Raw genomic sequence first — 21810 nt, forward strand, 5'->3', positions numbered from 1 at the left:
TTATGAAGAAATATCTATCAATATACACACTTCTGGCATTGACTTGCATTGCATTACAATCTTGCCTTTTCTCTGAAGAAGAAATATTCGACGAATCATCTGCCAACAGAGCTACAGCCGATGTAATAAAATGCCAGGAGATTCTTAAAGATGTTCCAAACGGATGGAAACTGGAATATTACATAGGAAGCAACTATGCCGCAGGGGCAGTCACTTTATTAATGAAATTTGATGGGAAACAGGTAGAAATGGCTTCAGAAACAGGAGCAGAAGGTTACAAGCCAGGTACTATAATAACCTCTCTGTATCAAGTTAAATCGGAGCAAAGCACTATGCTCACTTTCGACTCATATAACCAGCTGATCCACATATTTTCAGGTCCTTTAGGCCTGAACATGAATGTGGGAGGAGATTATGAGTTCATTATCATGAGTGCAACTCCTGACAAGGTTATTCTGCAAGGGAAAAAATATAAAAATATAATGGAAATGACGCCTATGCCCAAAGACATACCATGGCGTATCCAGCTTGAGGATATCATTGATATCGAGAAAGATGCCTTTCTGAATACATATCGCATGGAAAAAGGGGGACAAATACTGAACTACTTTATACGCGACAATGGCACAATGTCTACATTCTCTGTTTACAGTACCGATTATAGCATTGCAGGAAGCTTACCATATATTTATACTGAAAAAGGACTGAAGTTACAGTCTCCGTTCAATGCTAACGGAGTTAAAATCCAGCACTTCAAATGGGATAAAAAGTCCAGACTATTTGTTTGTACCGATGCAGATGCAACAGATATTGTACTAAAAGAGTATTACCCCGAGAATTATCTGCAATACGAAGACTATATAGGTACCTATACTGCAACGGTTGACGATTACGATGAAGGCCCGATTACACAATCTGTAACCATCACTCCTAAAGTCAGAGGAGAAAGTTATACACTGAAAAGTATTGGCGGATTCAACTTCACTCTTCTGTATGACAAAGCCAACGGAAAACTGACTTTAGATTCACAAAGTATAAGTCCGGCTTCTTCATCGTCTTACTACTTTGCGTGTGCGGCAGGTGTAGAAGGATACGCTCACACAGAATTAAGTTTGCCTTCACGTTTACGCAGTGGATTAGTAAATGTTACGGTGAAAACCAATCCTTTCACTTTCTACTTCGCGGATAAAGCAAGCCAAGAAAATACGTCATTGATAATCTGGGCTTATTCATCCGATGAATATTCAACTTCGGGGCTAATGGGTTACTGGAGCTGGTATAACTCAATCTTAATGGTAAAAGAAAACGAAGGTAATTAATACAATTATGAGAAAGTTTTTTAATATATTCTTATTTGTACTTTGCACCATAGCAATAGCGGGATGCAATGATACGGAAAGCAGCGAATCCAAGTTAGAAATCAAAGCTGTAAATACTAATTTCCAGGCCCCCGGTGGAAAAGGGTATATACAACTCCAATCAACAGGGAATATCACAGCAGATGTTGATGCCGACTGGTGTGTATTGAAAGAAGTAAACCCCAATGAAGTAGTATTCGAAGTAAAAGAAAACACCGGTTACTCTGGTAGAAACGCTTTATTGACAATCAGTAACGGAGTAGAAAAAAAGGCATTCAATATCAATCAATCCGGAGCTGTTTTCATCTTCGGTAAAGACGAGTGGATGCTCCGCACCGATAATAAAGCAGCTACGCTACCTATAAAATTACAAAGTTCTTTCGATTATGTAATAGACATACCCGCAGAAGCTCAAAGCTGGTTATCATTTGAACAGAATGCGAAAGGAATAAACTTCAAAGTAAAAGAAAACACTTCCGGGAAAATGAGAGGAGCTATTGTCAACGTGACAGCTAAAGACAGATCGACTTCTTATCAGGTGATACAATATGATGTGGACGAGCTTATTGGAACATGGCAAGGAATGTTTTCAGACGGACAGATGAATTACGGTTTGAAAGATGTTACGATTGAAAAACTGGAAAACGGAACATATCAGCTTTCAAACATGTTAACCGGCTTGCCCTATAAACTGAAAGCCAAAGCTGTAGATAACTGCCTGGCGCTTGAAGCCGGACAAAATCTGGGAGTCTTCGCAAACAACTCATATCTCTCATTCGAAATTCTTAGCTCTGATCTATATTATGTAAAAGACCCTTCCGTAACAATCTCATTAGGCCCTGTAATGTTAACAGACGGTACATTCGTTTTCGCTTTTTCGGGAATAAAAGAAAGTGATCCTTTTGGTTTTGTTTTCCGGGTATATGAAGATGCAGAACTACAGAAAGTTATAGACAATCTATCCATTTTTATCAACTGTATTCTTTTTAAAGAAGACATAATTCAATAACATATGAAAAAGATACTATTAACCAGCTTTATTGTGGCATTAGGATTACTTGGTGCAAGCTGTAAAGATGATAATAATGCAGCAGGCGGAGGAGGAGAAATACTTCCGGATCAGCAGATAAGCTGTGAAATATTTATGCCGGCTGATGGCGCAACCGTTATTATGTCAGACAAACTGATTATCAGAGGGGAAGGGACTACAAACTATGGTAAAATCATTTCTGCAGAACTGAAAGTCGGGGAAGAGATTATCACTGACATCACTTCAATTCCATTCTATTATGAGTATACCTTCTCCAAAGATGCCGAACCGGGAGAACTGAAAATTGAGTTAGCAGTTAAAGGAGATCACGAAGGTAGTGCTTTGGCAACTATTACTGTCACAACAGAACTTGGTGACAGACCTGCTCCCCCTCAATATGGAGAAGTGCTAACCGATACCCGTGATGGAAATACATACAAAACCGTACAACTTGCAGACCAGTTATGGATGGCAGAAAATTTACGCTATCTACCAGAGCAACAGTTTGATGTGTCCTCAACCGAACCAAGATATTACGTAATGTTTGATAATGATGCAAAAACAGAACTTGGAAAAGCTTATTTGAAAACTTATGGAGCCTACTATAACTTGCCTGCCGCACTTCAAAGTGAAATAGCATCGGGAGAAAATGAGACGCAGAATATAAAAGGCGTTTGTCCTGACGGATGGCATATTCCTTCACAGAAAGAATGGCAGACATTATCTAAATATGTTTTAGACTCCGGCATGGCCGCTATTATGAGTGATGGCCAGGTAGACGAAACAGCAATAGCAAAAGCTTTAGCTTCAACAACGATGTGGATGCTGCCAGAATATACAGAAATAGAACCACAACCAACTTGGGTTGGTGTTGAAATGGAAAAGAATAATGCAACCTTGTTCAATGGTTTACCCATCGGATTCCGTGCATGTGCAGGTGATGAAGACTGGATGCATTCCTGCTACAGTGCTGGCTGGTGGAGTTCGACAGCTGGAGTACAAATGGGACCTGAATTCGGTATCACCGTACGTTTGTGGTCAGACCTTCACACATTTGTAACCAATGCAGAATTCAATCCGGGAGTAGGTCTCCCTGTCCGTTGTATCAAAGACTAACTATTATATTATTACTCACTAAATATAAATACATTTATGAAAAAGTTTGGATTCCTTTTATTCGCAGTCTTAGGACTAATTGCTTGTGGTGACGACAACAACGACCCCACTCCCGAGCAACATGTAACATGCTCCATATCTGCACCTGCTGAAGGAGCTACGGTAAACATTGCAGAAAAAATGACAATCAAAGGAGAAGCTACGATTGATTTTGGTGAAATCTCAAATGTAACATTAAAAGTAGGAGGCAAAGCTATATCAGAAGTTACTGTAGTGCCTTTTAGCTACGACTATACATTCGAAGCTAACCAAGCCGAAGGAGCACTGAAAATTGAATTAACCGTCAAAGGTGATCAGGGAACAATGGCTACAAGCGAAGTAAACATCACTCTGACAAAACCGGAACCGACTCCTGAACCTGGCGAAGGAGAAATGGTTGATTTACGTGACAACCATGTATACAAAACCGTAGAAATCGGTGAGCAGACATGGATGGCTGAAAATCTGGCTTATTTACCTAAAGTGAATAAACCTGCCGCTGCCGCTACTTGCGAAGGAGAACCTCTCTATTTCGTTTATGACTACGATGGTGAAGATGTAAATGCCGCAAAAAATACTGAAATATACAAAACACATGGAGTTTTATATAACTGGTATGCTGCAATGAATAAAGAAAATGAAGAGGGAAAGGATGCAGATGCTGTACCAAGTGGAGTGCAAGGAATCTGTCCAAGCGGATGGCACCTACCTAGTAAAGCAGAGTGGAAAATATTAGAAAATTTTGTAGCTGAACAATTAACTCCTGTTGAAGGAGATGTATGGGAAGATGACTTTGGAGACAAACACTCTGATCCGAATTGCAAGAATGTTTGGTCGGCATTAGCAGGTCTTGAAGGATGGAGTCCTTCCGGAAACTCCGACATGAACCCTGACTTGGCAAATGGGCCTCGTAATACTTACGGACTTACTATTATTCCTTCCGGGCAATGCTATCATACAGGAAGCTTTGGCTGGTCAGAAAGTGGTGTCGATCTCTGGACCACAGATATGCAAACCCAAGGGGCAGGAAATATTACTTTTAGTAATAATAGCTACGGAATAACTTATTCTAAATATGGAATAACCCCCAAACGTGGTTTTCCTATACGCTGTATAAAAAACTAATTTGAAAATATAAATCTCTCTTAGTATACATAAAGGAGGTGTGTCGGGATGACATACCTCTTTTTTTGTTTATGAATAATCAAGCAATATTTCTTTATTAACTTAATGCTTCACAGAAAAGCAAATCAAAAAATAAACAGACTTTGGCAACAAACTAACCAAAAATTTGTTTACTTTGTATCTCATCAATGATTGAACTACTAATAAATTCCACATATTATGGCAAAAAAGAAAGAAAAGAAAGAGAAAAAGGCCGGCAAAAGAATGAGTAAGAAAGAGCTGGCAGCATTATTGATAGACTTTTTCCATGCCAAACCGAACGAAACCTTAAGTATGAAATATATTTTCTCGGAATTGCGTCTCACCACCCATCCGCAGAAAATGCTATGCGTCGATATACTACATGACCTTTTAGCTGACGATTATATTTCCGAAATAGAAAAAGGAAAATTCCGCCTCACCAATCATGGAACGGAGATGGTAGGCACTTTCCAACGGAAAAGCAATGGCAAAAACTCATTTATCCCCGAAGGAGGAGGTGAACCAATATTTGTGGCCGAACGTAACTCGGCACATGCCATGAACAATGACAAAGTAAAGATCACCTTCTATGCCAAACGCAAGAACAAAGATGCCGAGGGCGAAGTAATAGAAATACTGGAACGTGCTAACGACACTTTCGTCGGCACACTGGAAGTAGCTAAATCCTATGCATTCCTAGTGACGGAAAACCGTACACTTGCCAATGACATCTTTATCCCGAAAGACAAACTGAAAGGTGGAAAGACCGGCGATAAAGCCATCGTGAAAGTAACCGAATGGCCGGACAAAGCAAAGAATCCTATCGGACAAGTGATAGATATATTAGGCCAAGCCGGTGATAACACTACGGAAATGCACGCTATTCTTGCAGAATTCGGCTTGCCATACGTATATCCGAAAGCTGTGGAAACAGCCGCAGACAAGATTCCTGCCGAGATTTCAGCAGAAGAAATAGCCAAACGCGAAGATTTCCGCAAGACCACCACTTTCACCATCGACCCGAAAGACGCCAAAGACTTTGACGATGCGCTTTCTATCCGTAAGCTGAAAGACGGATTATGGGAAGTAGGTGTGCACATCGCCGACGTGACACATTACGTGAAAGAAGGAGGAATCATCGACAAAGAAGCAGAGAAGCGGGCAACCTCCGTTTATCTGGTAGACCGTACCATCCCGATGCTTCCCGAACGGTTGTGTAACTTCATCTGTTCACTCCGTCCGAATGAAGAAAAACTTGCTTTCTCCGTCATCTTTGATATTACTGAAAAGGGAGAAGTCAGAAATTCACGCATCGTACATACAGTCATCAATTCCGACCGCCGTTTCACTTACGAAGAGGCACAGCAGATTATTGAAACCAAAGAAGGAGACTACAAAGAAGAAGTACTCACACTGGATACCATTGCCAAAGCACTTCGTGAGAAACGTTTCGCAGCAGGAGCCATCAACTTCGACCGCTACGAGGTGAAATTTGAAATTGACGAGAAAGGAAAACCGATCAGCGTTTATTTCAAAGAATCGAAAGACGCCAACAAACTGGTGGAAGAATTCATGTTGCTTGCCAACAGAACAGTGGCAGAGTTCGTCGGTAGAGTTCCCAAAAATAAAAAGCCTAAAGTGCTTCCTTACCGTATCCACGACCTTCCCGATCCGGAGAAACTGGAGAATCTGTCACAATTCATCGCCCGCTTCGGCTACAAAGTACGTACAAGCGGAACGAAGACAGATATTTCAAAATCCATCAACCACCTGCTAGACGACATACACGGAAAGAAAGAGGAAAACCTGATTGAAACCGTATCTATCCGTGCCATGCAAAAAGCCCGTTATTCGACTCACAACATCGGTCACTACGGACTGGCATTCGAATATTACACCCACTTTACTTCACCCATCCGCCGTTTCCCGGACATGATGGTACACCGTCTGGTAACGAAGTATATGGACGGAGGGCGCAGTGTATCCGAAGCTAAATACGAAGACCTATGCGACCACAGTTCGAACATGGAACAAATTGCAGCCAACGCTGAACGTGCTTCCATCAAATACAAACAAGTGGAATTCATGAGCGAACGTCTGGGACAGATTTACGACGGCGTTATCTCCGGTGTCACCGAATGGGGGCTCTACGTAGAACTGAACGAGAACAAATGCGAAGGTCTGGTTCCTGTCCGTGATCTGGATGACGATTATTATGAGTTCGATGAAAAGAATTATTGTCTTCGCGGACGTCGCAAAAACAAGATCTATAGTTTGGGAGATGCCATCACCGTTCGTGTAGCCCGCGCTAATCTGGAAAAGAAACAGTTGGACTTTGAATTAATAGAAAAGTAAAAGTTTGAATATTCAAGCAAACTGAAAAGCTCATTCAACCCCTGATAACATTAGTACAGAAATACGACTGATTAGATAAATCTGTGAAAGCAACGAGAAAAAAGTTTGCATAGATTTGTGTAATCAGTCGTAAGTCTGTACTTTAGCGTATCATTTTGATTATTCTTACTATTATAACATTCATATATCCATGAAAACTGTCATTATCGAAGACAAACAACGAATCGAGTCCATTATCCTGCATTGCGATGCCTGTTTTGTGGGCATTACAGATTTAGAAGGTAATCCCTATGTAGTTCCCATGAACTTCGGTTATGAAAATGGCATCATATATCTGCATTCAGGTCCCGAAGGCAGCAAGTTAGAGATGTTGAAACACAATAATAATGTATGTATCACTTTCAGCCTCGGACATAAACTTGTCTACCAACACGAAAAGGTAGCCTGCAGTTACAGTATGCGTTCCGAAAGCGCGATGTGTCGGGGGCAAGTGGAATTCATCGAAGAGATAGACGATAAACGCCGTGCACTGGATATTATCATGCGTCATTATACAGACAACGCATTCAGCTATTCCGATCCTGCCGTACGTAACGTAAAAGTGTGGAAAGTAGCTGCCCGACAGATGACAGGAAAAGTCTTCGGTCTGCGAGCCAACGAAAAACCATAAAACAGTTTCCAGCTTTCAGCTAATGAATTTAACTTCATGTTCCACACCCGTCTAAGAAATGAATACAGCATTCAAGAAGCATGACGGAGTATCTCCAAGCAAATTTCTCTAAACAAAAGTTTAGAGAAATTTTACCCTCACACTTTCACCCTCTGGCTGTATCTCTTTATCCACCGGTATTACAGGTGTGAGATTTATAACACAATTATAAAAGCTACTCTATCTGTTCATTTCAAATTGTTTTTGTATACTTGCAACATAAATAAAAATAAATAGATAAGTACTCTTACAAAAAAATAACTTATGAAGAAATTACTATGTCTCGCCCTGTTAATATCTGCCGGAAGTATCTACACCGGCAATATCTCGGCAAGCAACAAACCTACCGGTAACAAATCCGGCAACAACTCAAAGGATATATACAAAAAGACCTGGATTGACTTCAACAAGAACGGTGTAAAGGACGTATACGAAGATCCCTCCGCTCCTATCGAAGCCCGTATTGCGGATTTGCTTTCGCAAATGACACTGGAAGAGAAGACCTGTCAGATGGCTACTCTTTACGGTTCGGGACGGGTACTGAAAGATGCATGGCCTACCGACGGATGGTCGACAGAAATCTGGAAAGACGGTATCGGGAATATCGACGAACAGGCCAACGGACTGGGTAAGTTCGGTTCTGAAATCTCCTATCCGTATGCCAACAGTGTGAAGAATCGCCACACCGTTCAGCGCTGGTTTGTGGAACAGACACGACTGGGTATTCCGGTCGATTTTACCAACGAGGGAATACGCGGATTATGCCACGACCGGGCTACCATGTTTCCCGCTCAATGCGGGCAAGGTGCCACGTGGAACAAAAAATTGATCCGGGAAATTGCGAAAGTCACTGCTGATGAGGCGAAAGCACTCGGATATACCAATATTTATGCTCCGATTCTGGACATCGCACAAGATCCTCGCTGGGGACGTGTAGTTGAAAGTTACGGAGAAGATCCTTATCTGGTAGGCGAATTGGGTAAGCAAATGATTCTTGGTCTGCAAAGTGAAGGAATCGTTGCCACTCCGAAGCATTTTGCCATTTATAGTATTCCGGTTGGTGGACGCGACGGAGGTACACGTACCGATCCGCACGTGGCTCCGCGTGAGATGAAGACTCTGTATCTGGAACCATTCCGTAAAGGTATTCAGGAAGCGGGTGCACTGGGCGTCATGAGTTCTTACAATGACTATGACGGGGAGCCTGTTTCCGGAAGTTATCATTTCCTCACGGAAATTCTGCGTCAGCAGTGGGGATTTAAAGGATATGTAGTTTCGGATAGTGAAGCGGTGGAATTTCTACACACTAAACATCGTATCACTCCCACAGAAGAAGAAATGGCGGCACAAGTGGTAAATGCCGGATTGAATATCCGCACGAACTTCACTCCGCCACAGGATTTTATTCTTCCATTACGCCGTGCTATTAGTGAGGGCAAAGTCTCTCTGCATACGCTCGATCAACGTGTTGGTGAGATTCTCCGTGTCAAGTTTATGATGGGTCTTTTTGATAATCCATATCCCGGTGATGACCGTCGCCCGGAAGTGGTAGTGCATAATGCCACCCATCAGGATGTATCTATGAGAGCAGCTTTAGAATCTATCGTACTTTTGAAGAATGAGAATCAAATGCTTCCGTTATCCAAGAACTTCAGCAAAATAGCTGTGATTGGCCCGAATGCGGAAGAAGTGAAAGAACTGACTTGCAGATACGGTCCCGCCAATGCATCTATAAAGACTGTCTATCAGGGAATCAAAGAATATCTGCCCAATGCAGAAGTTCGCTATGCAAAAGGCTGTGATATTATTGATAAGTATTTCCCGGAAAGTGAACTGTACAATGTTCCATTAGATACACAGGAGCAAGCGATGATTAATGAAGCCGTAGAATTAGCAAAGGCTTCGGATGTCGCTATCCTTGTATTAGGTGGAAATGAGAAGACGGTTCGGGAAGAATTCTCACGTACCAACCTCGATCTCTGCGGGCGCCAACAACAATTATTGGAAGCTGTTTATGCCACAGGAAAACCTGTCGTTCTGGTAATGGTAGACGGAAGAGCAGCTACTATTAATTGGGCAAACAAATATGTTCCTGCCATCATTCATGCCTGGTTCCCCGGCGAATTCATGGGAGATGCCATTGCCAAGGTTCTTTTCGGAGACTATAACCCGGGCGGACGTCTGGCAGTTACTTTCCCGAAATCTGTGGGACAGATACCTTTCGCTTTCCCATTCAAACCGGGTTCGGATTCTAAAGGAAAAGTCCGTGTTGCCGGTGTGCTTTATCCTTTCGGATATGGTTTAAGTTATACGACTTTCGGATATTCAGACTTGAAAATCTCCAAACCGGTTATCGGGGCACAAGAGAATATCACTCTTTCATGCACTGTAAAGAATACAGGAAAGAAAGCAGGAGATGAAGTGGTCCAGCTTTATATCCGTGATGATTTTAGTAGTGTAACAACCTACGATAAAGTATTACGTGGTTTCGAACGCATTCATTTGCAACCGGGAGAAGAACAAACGATTAGCTTTACACTTACTCCTCAAGACTTGGGGTTATGGGATAAGAATAATCAGTTTACAGTAGAGCCGGGAAGTTTCTCGGTGATGGTGGGGGCTTCTTCGGAGGATATTCGGTTGAAGGGAAGTTTCGAGGTTCAATAAATAAATCTAAGATAGTCATTAAAAGCAATGTGAGGCAGCCCCCTAATATTTAGGCTACCTCACATTCTTATTTATTTTTCTTTCATCAATTATGATAGGGTTATAATTGGTATTCTTATAAATTATGCTTAATAAAACTGCTATATTTGTCCTGCATATCAACTATAACTTATAAAAAGATGGTTGTTCTACGGCCACAGGAACAAAAAAACGACTTCTACTTTTGACGGGATTAATTGGCTATCAGATCTAACAATGCTGCAACAAAAGCGTTTGGTATTCCAGAACGTTAGACTATTTATATACTACTTACTGTAGGGGTAATGTCAGTTGCCCCTACAATAAACTAACAATGCAACAAGCTTTTTACACTCCCTATAAAAACCAAGAACAAATAAAAAAATACAAACCTTTCATACATACCTATAAAAAGTATCTGCAAATGAAATGATTCAAATACAATATTCAGAGAAAATTCTTATTTAAATTTTATATTATACTCCGGTATATATGTTCTACTAGATATTATTTCCTGCCCTGTACTTTTCACAGTCATAGTAACAGTAACATTAACCCCAAAATTCGCTACATACAATACAGGTTTACCATTTAAACACATATTGCACATTGAGCGGGGAAAAACATCGACTTCAGTACGATTATAAGATGACATATATGAGAATATAGTATTAGAATATAACTTGAAAGTCTCTGCATATGTAGAATAACCATTAATATAAGTATCAGGATCACCTATAACAATCGGATATCCATAATAACTTGCAAATTTAACCTTTGTGCCTTTCTTCTCATCCTGAATAACCGTTGGAGTAAAATCGTATCCAGACCTTTTACTTGGTATATAAACATAAACTCCTGTATAAGAAGGATTAGGCGTACTATTATAATAATCTTTAAATTGAGTATCCCATTCACTTCCTTCAAATTCGACAACATTAGAACTAACTTTATAAGTTACCTCATCTGCTATGGCTGGATTAATAACGACATTAAATGTTGGATGAAACGATAAACTATAATATTTCCCTGAATATTTGCAATTATATGCAGAAGCAATATCTGGCCGAGCTGTTATTTCATGATAAGTTCCTGTTATATTTAATATTGGTGCAGATGTTAAATTCCAAGCCCCAAATCCTTCATCATATTTTATAGCAGTCAAAGGTAATACTGGAATAGAGCTATTACTAATCATCTGTCCTTTCAAATCAATAGTTCCATTGGTAGATAATTCAACCGTTTGTATAGTGGGCTCATTAACCTTCTTCGAACCAAGAAATGATCCAAAGAGGGCGTTCAATCCTCCAGCTATCAATCCTGAAACTCCTCCCTTTGCTAATCCAGCCAGTCCACCAGCAACTACATTTCCTACATTTTTTAGAATTCCAGATGAAGAATTATTGATAGCTTTTTCAGCCTCTCCTTTCACCCATTTTTCAGCTGCATCTCCTCCCGCCTTTACAATGGTATTTGCACCTTTTTGCAGAAGATTTGGAGATGAGGAATAATGATCTTCAATAATAGTACCTGTTGTTGTGTCTTTGTAATTTCCTGTAATAGTTAGTTCAGAGATGTTTAACACTTTTGAATAAACATTGATCCCCCCGTCTGTTTTTCCTGTATAAGTTAACGGTATTTGAAAACAATTCCAACCTCTGTCAATACCCAGAGTAGTGTTATTACTCAAACAATTGACACCTACACGCTGAATAGAAGCACGATCCAATGGTGCTGTGAATGTAGTTCCCTGATTAAAATAGCCATAGAATCTTTCATCAAAGAACTCCCAAACAGCATTATTGCTTAAGAAAGAATTCTGATTGTAATAAAACACTTTTAAAATCCCGGTATATTTATTATAAAAAATCAAATAATCACTACCAATATCTTTGTTTGGGGTACTCAAGAACACCCATCCATCTTCTTTTTTTATGTCCATCCTAATATCATAAATTATACTTGTAGGAGCATATTCAACCCAAGGCAAATCAACAGTCTTATTATCAGTCAGTTGAATCGATGTTTGATTTTCCCAATCTTGTTCAAAGTTTGGAGGGGTCAATGATCTAGTAGTTGCCGATGCACCAACTTCTAAATCCAACAAGTTGTTTTGACTTTCATCTGTACATGAATAATTAATAAAAACAGATAAAATAACGAAGAAAATAGATACATGTTTCATAATAATAAAATTTAAAAGGTTTTACTCTATAGAAATACATTATATCTCAATATATTAAACATACACCACCAATCATTTTTCACAATTTTATCTCTACCATCAACACTTACGAGAATTAGCATATTCAATACATGAACTTAGCTTTATCCTTATACGTTTTCAGGTCTAATTAAAAACTATAAGAAAATAACATCATAATCAAAGAATGGTTATTTGACAAATATACAATTTTGCCCAATAGCCACAAACTTATTTTCTCTCTTTTTTAATCATTCCTTATAAAGAATCGGATATAAATCTTAAAAAAAGAACTTTTTTTAAGATCCCAGCCTTACTGCCAGTGATTTGAGATTTTGTGCACTACTACGGTTAAATCTATCGACTAAAGATATTGCCCAGTTCACCAACCTTACTATTCGTGGGGTAGAAACAGCACGTTATCGAATAAGAAAGAAGCTTGCCATTCCCGGGAATATTAATCTCGTCGATTTTCTGATTGACTTTACATAGGAATATTTACTGAATATTCCTTTTAATTTCACGTCCCTATTTTGTTGGGATTTTCTAAAGAAACTTTATCTTTGTGATATCAACAATTAAAAGAATATGGTTCGTTTTAATCTTGTTATCACCATACTACTAATGATAAGTATGGCTGTCAAAGCCGAACTGACCAGCCGGATGTTCGATGTCAGGCATGTAGGCTATGCGGAAGGTCTTAGTAGTCAACGTGTTTTTTCGATTGTCGAGGATGGAGACGGTGCCATATGGATTGCTACAAAAACCGGAATAGACAGATACAACGGTCATGCAGTAAAGAACTATGATCTACCGGGAAATTTCTATTATGGCGATCTTGCCGGACGCAGGCTTTACTTATTGTACGACGCACGACAAGGACTGTTTGCCTACGACCACACCGGACGAATCTACCGATACTCCACCATTCACGATCATTTTGAGCAAGTCCTACATCTGGGGCTATTGATTCAGGAAGAAGTCATCTTGAACAAACTTTGTTTGGATGATGACGGAACCTGGTGGATGGGATCGGATAAAGGACTATACAAGCAGGAAGCGGACAACCGTATAGTTGCCGTGCTCAAAGGACAATATGTCAACGACATCGCATTTGCCGACGAATCGCTCTATGTGGGTACTTCTAACGGAGTCTGGCAACTTTCACACGCCCTGCCGGATAAAAAACGCCAACTGCTGGAAGGATGGAATGTACAGACATTGTTCTGCGACAAACCGAAAAAAGAACTCTGGATAGGCACATTTGGCAGCGGTTTGTCTGTGATGAACCTCAACACTTCCAAAGTGCTTGCACTGGAGGGACAAGGGAGTACATTCCTTCATCCGATACGGGCAATTACAGACTACGATGAGCATACCATACTCATAGGCGTGGATGGTGGCGGTGTGTATGCGATAGATAAAGCCACCAAGAAAGCCCGTTTACTGATGAATACCAAAGATGACACAGATACTTACCTGCGGGGAAACGGCATATATGCCGTAACCAGAGACGATCAGGGCAACATCTGGATAGGTAGTTATACGGGAGGCGTATCTGTAGCTATCCTGCTGAAACATCCCATTTCGATATTAGCGCACGAAAAAGGAAATCCCCATTCCCTCATCAGCAATAACGTGAATGATATCGAAGAAAACCCGGATGGCAACCAATGGTTCGCTACCGATAATGGAATCAGCATCCGAAACACCCTGTCAGGTACCTGGAAACACGTGCTGAAAGAAATTGTAACCATTTCTCTTTGCACATCCGGAAATGGAAACGTATGGGTAGGAACATACGGAGACGGGGTATATCTATTGGATAACAACGGACGCGTGCTACGTCATCTCACCAAACAACAAGGGCAATTGACTACCAATTATATTTTTTCCGTCAAACAAGACATGGAGGGGGACTTATGGATAGGAGGTCTGGACGGATGCCTGATCATGTTTGAAAAAGAAAAAGGCAACAGACGTTCCTTCGACGTGAATTGGGTACAGTCCATTGAACCTATCGACCGAAACCAGGTAGCGGTGGCTACCGTCAACGGTTTCTTCCTAGTGAACAAGCACACAGGAAATATACAGCACTATGCCAATTCCCAAGAATTTCACAATCAGAATGTCAGTGCTTATATCATCTCTATGCTATTCAATGAAGACGGAACAGTGTGGTTGGGAACCGAAGGGGGAGGACTGAATCTGTATGACATGAAAAACCGAACGGTAAAAACTTTCACTGTTCAAGAAGGATTGCCGTCCAACGATATATATAGTTTGCAGCGAGACGACAAGAAACGCTTGTGGGTCAGCACCGGAAAAGGAATTGCCTTGATAGACAGCCTGCGCGTGTCGAACCTCAACTATGCGGGCAATATAGACAAGGAATATAACAAGTCTTCGTTTGCCCGGTTAATGAATGGTGAGTTTGTGTATGGTAGCACGGATGGTGCTGTCTTTATCATGCCACTCGACATTTCAACCGTTGACTACTGGACGCTCCTGCGTTTCACGGGACTGACAGTGGATTATCAAAACGCCAAGGAAGAAGAATCGTTGAAACCCGCCATTCATGATATGCTTGCCGACCATGCCGTACAGCTCGGTTATAAATACAACTCGTTTACTATTTCTTTTGAATCTATCAACTATCGTTTCCAGCGCGATATTGTCTATCAGCATATTTTAGAGGGGTATGACAATGATTGGAGCAAACCGTCTGCCGAGGGGAAAGCATCTTACACCAAAGTATCGCCGGGCACTTATCTTTTTAAGGTGCGCAGTCTGCGGCGCAGCGACGGAAAGACTATCTCCGAAAACACCTTAGAAGTACACGTGAGTCAGCCATGGTGGAACTCGTGGTGGGCTTGGACCATTTACCTATTTATAATAGGCTTCGTTTTCTATTTCATTCTGCGGTATAAGAGCAACCAACTCCAGAAGAAATACGACGAAGACAAAATACGTTTCTTCATCGATACAGCGCACGACATTCGCACGCCGGTGACGCTTATCATGGCACCGCTGGAGGATTTGAACCGGGAACAAGATCTTTCGGACAAAGCCCGTTATTACCTGAATCTGGCCCATGAAAGTACCCGCAAGCTCCATTCACTCATCACACAGTTGCTCGAATTTGAAAAGGTAGACGCCCACAAGCAATCCTTTTTATCAACTCCGCTTTGTCTGAATGAAGTTTTGCTGAAAGAAGTCTCCGTCTTCCGGTCTTTTTGCGAGAAGAAGCAGTTGACACTGAATCTGACCCAACCCGACGAATCCATTTTCATTTCGGCAGACAAACATCTGATAGAGATGTTACTCGACAATCTTCTGTCTAATGCTTGCAAATACACAATGCCCCAAGGAGCAATCAGCCTGGATCTGAAAGCAACGAAACGCAAAGCCATCCTTTCGTTGAAAGATAACGGAATAGGTATACCCAAGAAAGCGAAAAAGCATATCTTTTCCGATATTTACAGAGCCGAAAATGCCCGGCAGTCACAGGAAGAAGGAACCGGATTCGGACTGTTGCAGGTGCAGCGCATTGTAAAGATGCTACATGGCAAAATCACTTTCTGTTCCGAGGAGGGCAAGGGAACTACTTTCACCGTAACATTGCCACGAACTACCACCGTAGCCGAATCCGTATCACACGAATCATCCCTCGAACACTTTACCGACACATCGGATAAAAACAGCCACGAAACGGACAAGATGAAAGATCCGGACGACCGGAATACATTGCTCATTGTAGAAGACCACGAGACTCTCCGTCACTATCTCCGCCAGACCTTTGAACACCTCTATCGGGTGATTGATGTCGCCAACGGAGACGAAGCTATCGCCTGCCTCGCCAATGAATATCCGGATATCATCCTCTCGGACGTCATGATGCCCGGCATACGGGGGGACGAACTTTGCAAACTGGTCAAAGAGAATCCCGACACATCGGGTATTCCCGTCGTTCTGCTGACAGCAAAGGCTAACCATGAAGCAATAGTGGAAGGATTGAAGAAAGGCGCGGATGATTACATCCCCAAGCCATTCAGTACCGAAATACTGAAACTAAAAGTGCAAGGACTGATTGACAATCGAAACAGACAACGGCAGTTCTTCATGCGACAGGCCATCGCTCAAGTAGAGACGGGTAGCAAACGGGACGACAACGAAAGCAACGAAAGCCACGAAAGCATCGACAACAAAAGCGTTACGACAGCAAACGAAACAATGGCCGAGGGCGACCACCGGTTCATCATGCAAGCTACACAGTTTGTTCTTGATCATTTAGATGAACCCGATTTCAACATCAACCTCTTATGTCATGAAATGGCAATGAGCCGGACACTGTTCTACAGTCGTCTTAAATCACTGACGGGAAAAGGACCACAGGAGTTTATCCGTATCATCCGACTTCAGAAGGCTGCCGAACTGCTGAAGGAAGGTAAAAGTGTAACCGACGTCGCCACCGAAACCGGATTCGTCAACACGAAATATTTCAGTTCATTATTCAAGAAACAATTCGGGATGCAGCCGAGTAAATATAGTGGGAAATAAACAACCTTTAAAAGATAAGAAAGGAATATATTTAGGCACGGATTACACGGATAAAAACAGTTGCTTTGCGTAATCATTGCATTAAAACCGTGAAATCCGTGTAATCCGTGCCTAATCCTCAATTTACGATCTAGTTCATAACCGTACTGGTTATGAACTAATTTTGAACTTGTGAAATTTTATTTTTAATGCTTAATGGATTTATGGCTAATGATGCATGATTTTATTCGTCTGACAGTTGTTTCTTTTTCGTCTGACAGTTGTTAGACGAAAGAATAACAGTTGTCAGACGAAAAAGAAACAACTGTCAGACGAATAAAGTTATGTATAACGAGTATTAAATCATTGCATACTACCAATTAGGTTTTAGAAAAACTAAGATTAGTTCATTTCCGCACCGAAGCAATCTTTGAAAAAGGATGGGTAGGATAACGTCAGTTCGATAAAAATCAGCAGATTTGTCAGCAATCAAACCTTATATGTCAGCAATCTGACCATCGTTTTAGCCTGATATTAGCATCTTTGCACCAGGCTTTACAAGTATAAAGCACATATTACGTTCAACCTTTTAAAATGCTAAAACGATGAAAAAAGTAGCACTATTTCTATTTTTATCCGTTTGCTTCGCGCAACAATCCTGCTCGTCTGATTCTGTTGGAACGGAACCGGAAGAGAATCCACAAGACATTCTTTTTAAAGACGATTTCAACTTTTTCGACGAAAAAGTATGGACGAAAGAAACTCATGAACCCGGTTGGACCAATCAAGAACTGCAAGCATACGATGCCGCTCATGTATCAGTAGGAAAGGACGGGGACAAATCGGTTCTGATTCTTACTGCCGAACGCAAAGGAAATAAAATCTATTCCGGCAGGGTCAATTCTAAAGGAAAAAAGAGCTTCAAGTATCGCAAGATAGAAGCGAGCATCAAGCTTCCCAAAACCAACGGCGGACTATGGCCTGCGTTCTGGATAATGGGAGATAACGACAAAGAATGGCCGCAATGCGGAGAGATTGATATTATGGAAATGGGAGAACAGAGCGGAATGGCTGCGGGCATTTCAGAAAAACAAGTGAACACCGCCATTCACTATGGTCCCAGCATAGCGGCTCACGAACAGCAATACTACAAAGCCAATGTTGCCAACAGTCTGCAAGACGGCAATTATCACACCTACTCTCTGGATTGGGATGAAAACAGCCTGACCATATCCGTCGACAACGTCAAGTTCCATACGTTCGACATTAGCTCGAACCCTTACTTTCACGACAACTTCTACGTCCTGTTCAACCTCGCCGTGGGAGGTGCGTTTACAGGAATTACCGACATCAATAAACTGACAGGCCTGAAAGACGGTCAGAAAGTAAATATGTACATCGACTGGGTGAGAATATTATAGGAATCTTAAATATACATGCTATGAATATGAAGAAATGTAAGTATCTATTATTCTGCGGAACGCTCGCCCTTGGGATGGCGGGAAGTTTCCAACAAGTGTATGCAGCAACAGAACCAAGTTCACAAGCTGTTCAACAACAAAGCAACAAGGTAACCGGAAAAGTAAGCGATGCCACAGGTCCCATTATCGGGGCTTCTGTAGTGGAAAAAGGAACTGCCAACGGAACCATTACCGATTTGGATGGAAATTTCAGTTTGAACGTAAAAGCAGGAGCTACGCTCGTTGTCAGTTACGTAGGCTATAAATCCGAAGAGGTGAAAGTGGGAAAAGGTCCTTTGAATATCACTTTGAAAGAAGATGCCAAAGCATTGGATGAAGTAGTGGTCACCGCCCTCGGTATCAAGAGAGAGCGCAAAGCATTGGGCTACGGCATTGATGAGGTGAAAGGTGAAGCTTTGACCAAAGCCAAAGAAACGAATCTCATCAACTCCATGGCAGGACGTGTGCCAGGTTTGGTAGTCAGCCAGACTGCCGGCGGTCCTTCCGGTTCTACACGTGTCATTCTGCGAGGCAGTACCGAAATGACCGGAAACAACCAGCCTCTTTATGTAGTGGACGGTGTACCTCTGGATAATACCAATTTCGGTAGTGCCGGTACAAACGGCGGCTTCGACTTAGGCGACGGCATTTCAAGTATCAATGCCGATGACGTGGAAAACATGTCGGTATTGAAAGGTCCTGCAGCATCCGCACTTTATGGTAGCCGTGCCAGCCACGGTGTCATCTTGATTACAACCAAGCGCGCCAACAAGGACAAAGTCAGCGTGGAATATAACGGAACACTGACTTTTGACACCCAACTCGCCAAATGGGACGAAGTGCAACAGATATATGGTATGGGAAGCAACGGTACTTACAGCTATGATGCCATATCCAACACGAACAAGAGTTGGGGCCCCAAAGCGGACGGTTCAAACATGCTGAAGTATTTCGACGGCGTGGAACGTCCTTTCCTGATTGTCCCCGACAATACATCCAGCTTCTTCCGCACGGGTATCACCGCCACCAACTCGGCCATCATAGGTGTGAACAGCGGAAAAACCGGCATTCGCTTCACCTATACGGACATGCGCAATAAAGACATCGTTCCCCAAACGCACATGAGTCGTGATATTTTCAACCTGCGTGCCAATACGTCTACAGGAAAGGTAGACTTGGATTTCAGCGTCAACTATACCCGGGAAGACGTGAAGAACCGTCCGGCATTAGGCGACAGCAAGTCCAATATCGGTAAAAACCTGATGACCCTCGCCACCACCTACGACCAGGAATGGCTACGAACCTATCAGACTGCCGACGGCGAATATTCCAACTGGAACGGTATGGACCCCTACAACGTGAATCCGTACTGGGATATCTATAAGAACTTCAATAAATCCAAGAAGGACTTGTTCCGCATGAATGGCAAAGCTGTATGGAACATTGACCAGCATCTGAAACTTCAGGCAACGCTGGGCGCCGAACTCAACTGGTTCACGTTCGATGATTACAAAGCGCCTACCACTCCCGGATTCGAAGCCGGAAGACTTCAAAACAGCGCTTTCCGCAACCGCATGTACAATTTTGAAGTGTTGGCTCTCTATAACAACCATTGGGGTGATTTCGATTTCAACGCTACGTTGGGCGGCAATGTATATAAGGTGAACAACCAGACCACTGTTACCACCGCTCAAGACATGAAGATACGCGATGTCCCTTCATTGACGAGCTTCAACGAGATCAGTGTAGTGCCCGGCAGTTACCGCAAGCAGATTAATTCGGTTTACGGAGCAGTGAACGTGGGATGGAAACACATGCTTTACCTGGATGCCACGTTGCGTGGCGACCAATCGTCTACCCTTCCTATCAATAACAATATGTATATGTACCCTTCTTTTTCCGGTAGCTTTGTGTTCTCCGAGCTGACACAACTGGGTGACCTCCTGCCTTACGGAAAGTTACGTATGTCATGGGCGCAAGTGGGTAGCGATACCGATCCTTATCAATTGGGACTTGTCTATACGAAATCCAAATATGCTTATCCCGGATATACCATCGGATATATCGATAACGGAACCATCCCCAACAAAGACTTGAAACCAACCAAAACAAATTCTGTGGAAATGGGATTGGAATTGAAATTCCTGAAGAACCGTATCGGGTTGGATTTCACCTACTATTCTCAAATCAGTAAAAACCAGATTATGGGAATGGCAAGTTCCTGGACAACCGGTTATAACTATCGCTTAATCAATGCCGGCAAAATAGAAAACAAAGGTATCGAGATTGCCCTTAGCACACGACCGATTCAAACACGTGATTTCTCCTGGGATATTAATCTGAACTTCTCCAAAAACAGCAACAAGGTAAAAGAGCTGGATGGCGAATCGGATATGTTTGAACTGGAAAAGGCGACTTGGCTCGACGTTCAGGTAGCCGCTAAGGTAGGCGAAAACTTTGGTTCTATCGTAGGTCCGGACTTCCAACGGAACGAAAAGGGAGATATTCTGATTGACCCGCAAACCGGTCTGCCGCAATATGACAAGAGCAACCACGTATTGGGTAATGCCTCTTGGGATTGGACAGGTGGATTGCTCACCAACTTTACCTACAAGAATATTTCGTTGGTAGCAGTATTCGATGTGAAAGTAGGCGCCGACCTCTATTCCATGTCTGCCCGCGCCGCCCACGAATCGGGTAAAAGTCCCGAGACATTGGCTGGACGCGATGCTTGGTATCGCTCGGAAGAAGAAAGATTAGCAGCCGGCATTGCGAAAGGAGCCGATAACTGGAAGCCGACAGGTGGATTCGTTGCTCCGGGTGTCATTGACAACGGTGATGGAACTTATCGTCCCAACGACATCTACATCAATCCGGAAGACTACTGGATGAGCGTTTGCCGTAATGCACCCTCTATGTTTATTTACGACAACTCATACGTGAAATGCCGTGAACTGACATTGAGTTATAATGTACCCAAATCCTGGCTAAAGAATGTAATAAGCGGACTGACCGTTTCGTTCGTTGCCCGCAATCCATTCATCGTATGGAAGAATATTCCAAATATCGACCCGGATTCCAACTACAACAATACCACCGGTATGGGACTTGAATACGGTTCGTTGCCTTCACGCAGAAGCTATGGTTTTAATGTAAATGTGAAATTCTAA

11 protein-coding genes and 1 pseudogene are annotated in these 21810 nt (G+C 42.2%); 11 read left to right on the forward strand and 1 reads right to left on the reverse strand.

Translation table 11 applies throughout. From position 1 onward, the window contains the following. Positions 1-2: 2 nt before the first annotated feature. The 7 genes from AAHJ11_RS08135 (at position 3) to AAHJ11_RS08165 (ending at position 10420) form a co-directional block, all read left to right on the forward strand. Positions 3-1319, forward strand: a complete 1317-nt coding sequence (locus tag AAHJ11_RS08135; RefSeq protein ID WP_148366883.1) for a DUF4302 domain-containing protein — start codon at positions 3-5, stop codon at positions 1317-1319. A 7-nt stretch (positions 1320-1326) separates the two neighbouring features. Continuing rightward, the gene (locus AAHJ11_RS08140; protein ID WP_148366884.1) at positions 1327-2367 is read left to right on the forward strand and encodes a BACON domain-containing protein; all 1041 of its coding nucleotides are present in this window, start codon (positions 1327-1329) and stop codon (positions 2365-2367) included. A 3-nt stretch (positions 2368-2370) separates the two neighbouring features. Continuing rightward, the gene (locus AAHJ11_RS08145) at positions 2371-3504 is read left to right on the forward strand and encodes a fibrobacter succinogenes major paralogous domain-containing protein (protein WP_234133196.1); all 1134 of its coding nucleotides are present in this window, start codon (positions 2371-2373) and stop codon (positions 3502-3504) included. 36 nt (positions 3505-3540) lie between these two features. Next, entirely contained in the window at positions 3541-4668 is a 1128-nt protein-coding gene (locus AAHJ11_RS08150) for an FISUMP domain-containing protein (RefSeq protein ID WP_148366886.1), read from the forward strand. A 219-nt stretch (positions 4669-4887) separates the two neighbouring features. Then, the gene (rnr, locus tag AAHJ11_RS08155; protein ID WP_259021751.1) at positions 4888-7044 is read left to right on the forward strand and encodes a ribonuclease R; all 2157 of its coding nucleotides are present in this window, start codon (positions 4888-4890) and stop codon (positions 7042-7044) included. A 190-nt stretch (positions 7045-7234) separates the two neighbouring features. After that, positions 7235-7714, forward strand: a complete 480-nt coding sequence (locus tag AAHJ11_RS08160) for a pyridoxamine 5'-phosphate oxidase family protein (RefSeq protein ID WP_148367748.1) — start codon at positions 7235-7237, stop codon at positions 7712-7714. Positions 7715-8017: 303 nt separating this feature from the next. Then, positions 8018-10420, forward strand: a complete 2403-nt coding sequence (locus tag AAHJ11_RS08165; RefSeq protein WP_148367749.1) for a glycoside hydrolase family 3 N-terminal domain-containing protein — start codon at positions 8018-8020, stop codon at positions 10418-10420. A 478-nt stretch (positions 10421-10898) separates the two neighbouring features. Here AAHJ11_RS08165 and AAHJ11_RS08170 read toward each other — a convergent pair whose 3' ends face one another. Beyond that, entirely contained in the window at positions 10899-12623 is a 1725-nt protein-coding gene (locus tag AAHJ11_RS08170; protein WP_297284772.1) for a hypothetical protein, read from the reverse strand. Between the two features lie 324 nt (positions 12624-12947). On the opposite strand from AAHJ11_RS08170, the pseudogene AAHJ11_RS08175 reads away from it, so the two are divergent. From AAHJ11_RS08175 to AAHJ11_RS08190, 4 genes and pseudogenes are all read left to right on the forward strand, one after another. After that, positions 12948-13133 (forward strand): annotated as a pseudogene (locus AAHJ11_RS08175) (helix-turn-helix transcriptional regulator); the annotation flags it as partial. 96 nt (positions 13134-13229) lie between these two features. Continuing rightward, the gene (locus AAHJ11_RS08180; protein WP_148367750.1) at positions 13230-17201 is read left to right on the forward strand and encodes a hybrid sensor histidine kinase/response regulator transcription factor; all 3972 of its coding nucleotides are present in this window, start codon (positions 13230-13232) and stop codon (positions 17199-17201) included. A gap of 584 nt (positions 17202-17785) precedes the next feature. Beyond that, a complete protein-coding gene (locus AAHJ11_RS08185; RefSeq protein WP_148367751.1) occupies positions 17786-18601 on the forward strand; it encodes a family 16 glycosylhydrolase in 816 nt (271 codons plus the stop codon). 20 nt (positions 18602-18621) lie between these two features. Then, positions 18622-21810 (forward strand): SusC/RagA family TonB-linked outer membrane protein, encoded by a 3189-nt coding sequence (locus AAHJ11_RS08190; protein ID WP_148367752.1) that lies wholly within the window; start codon positions 18622-18624, stop codon positions 21808-21810.

This window comes from Bacteroides sp. 90-K9/2 (assembly GCF_047310725.1).
Taxonomy (GTDB): Bacteria; Bacteroidota; Bacteroidia; order Bacteroidales; family Bacteroidaceae; genus Bacteroides; species Bacteroides vicugnae.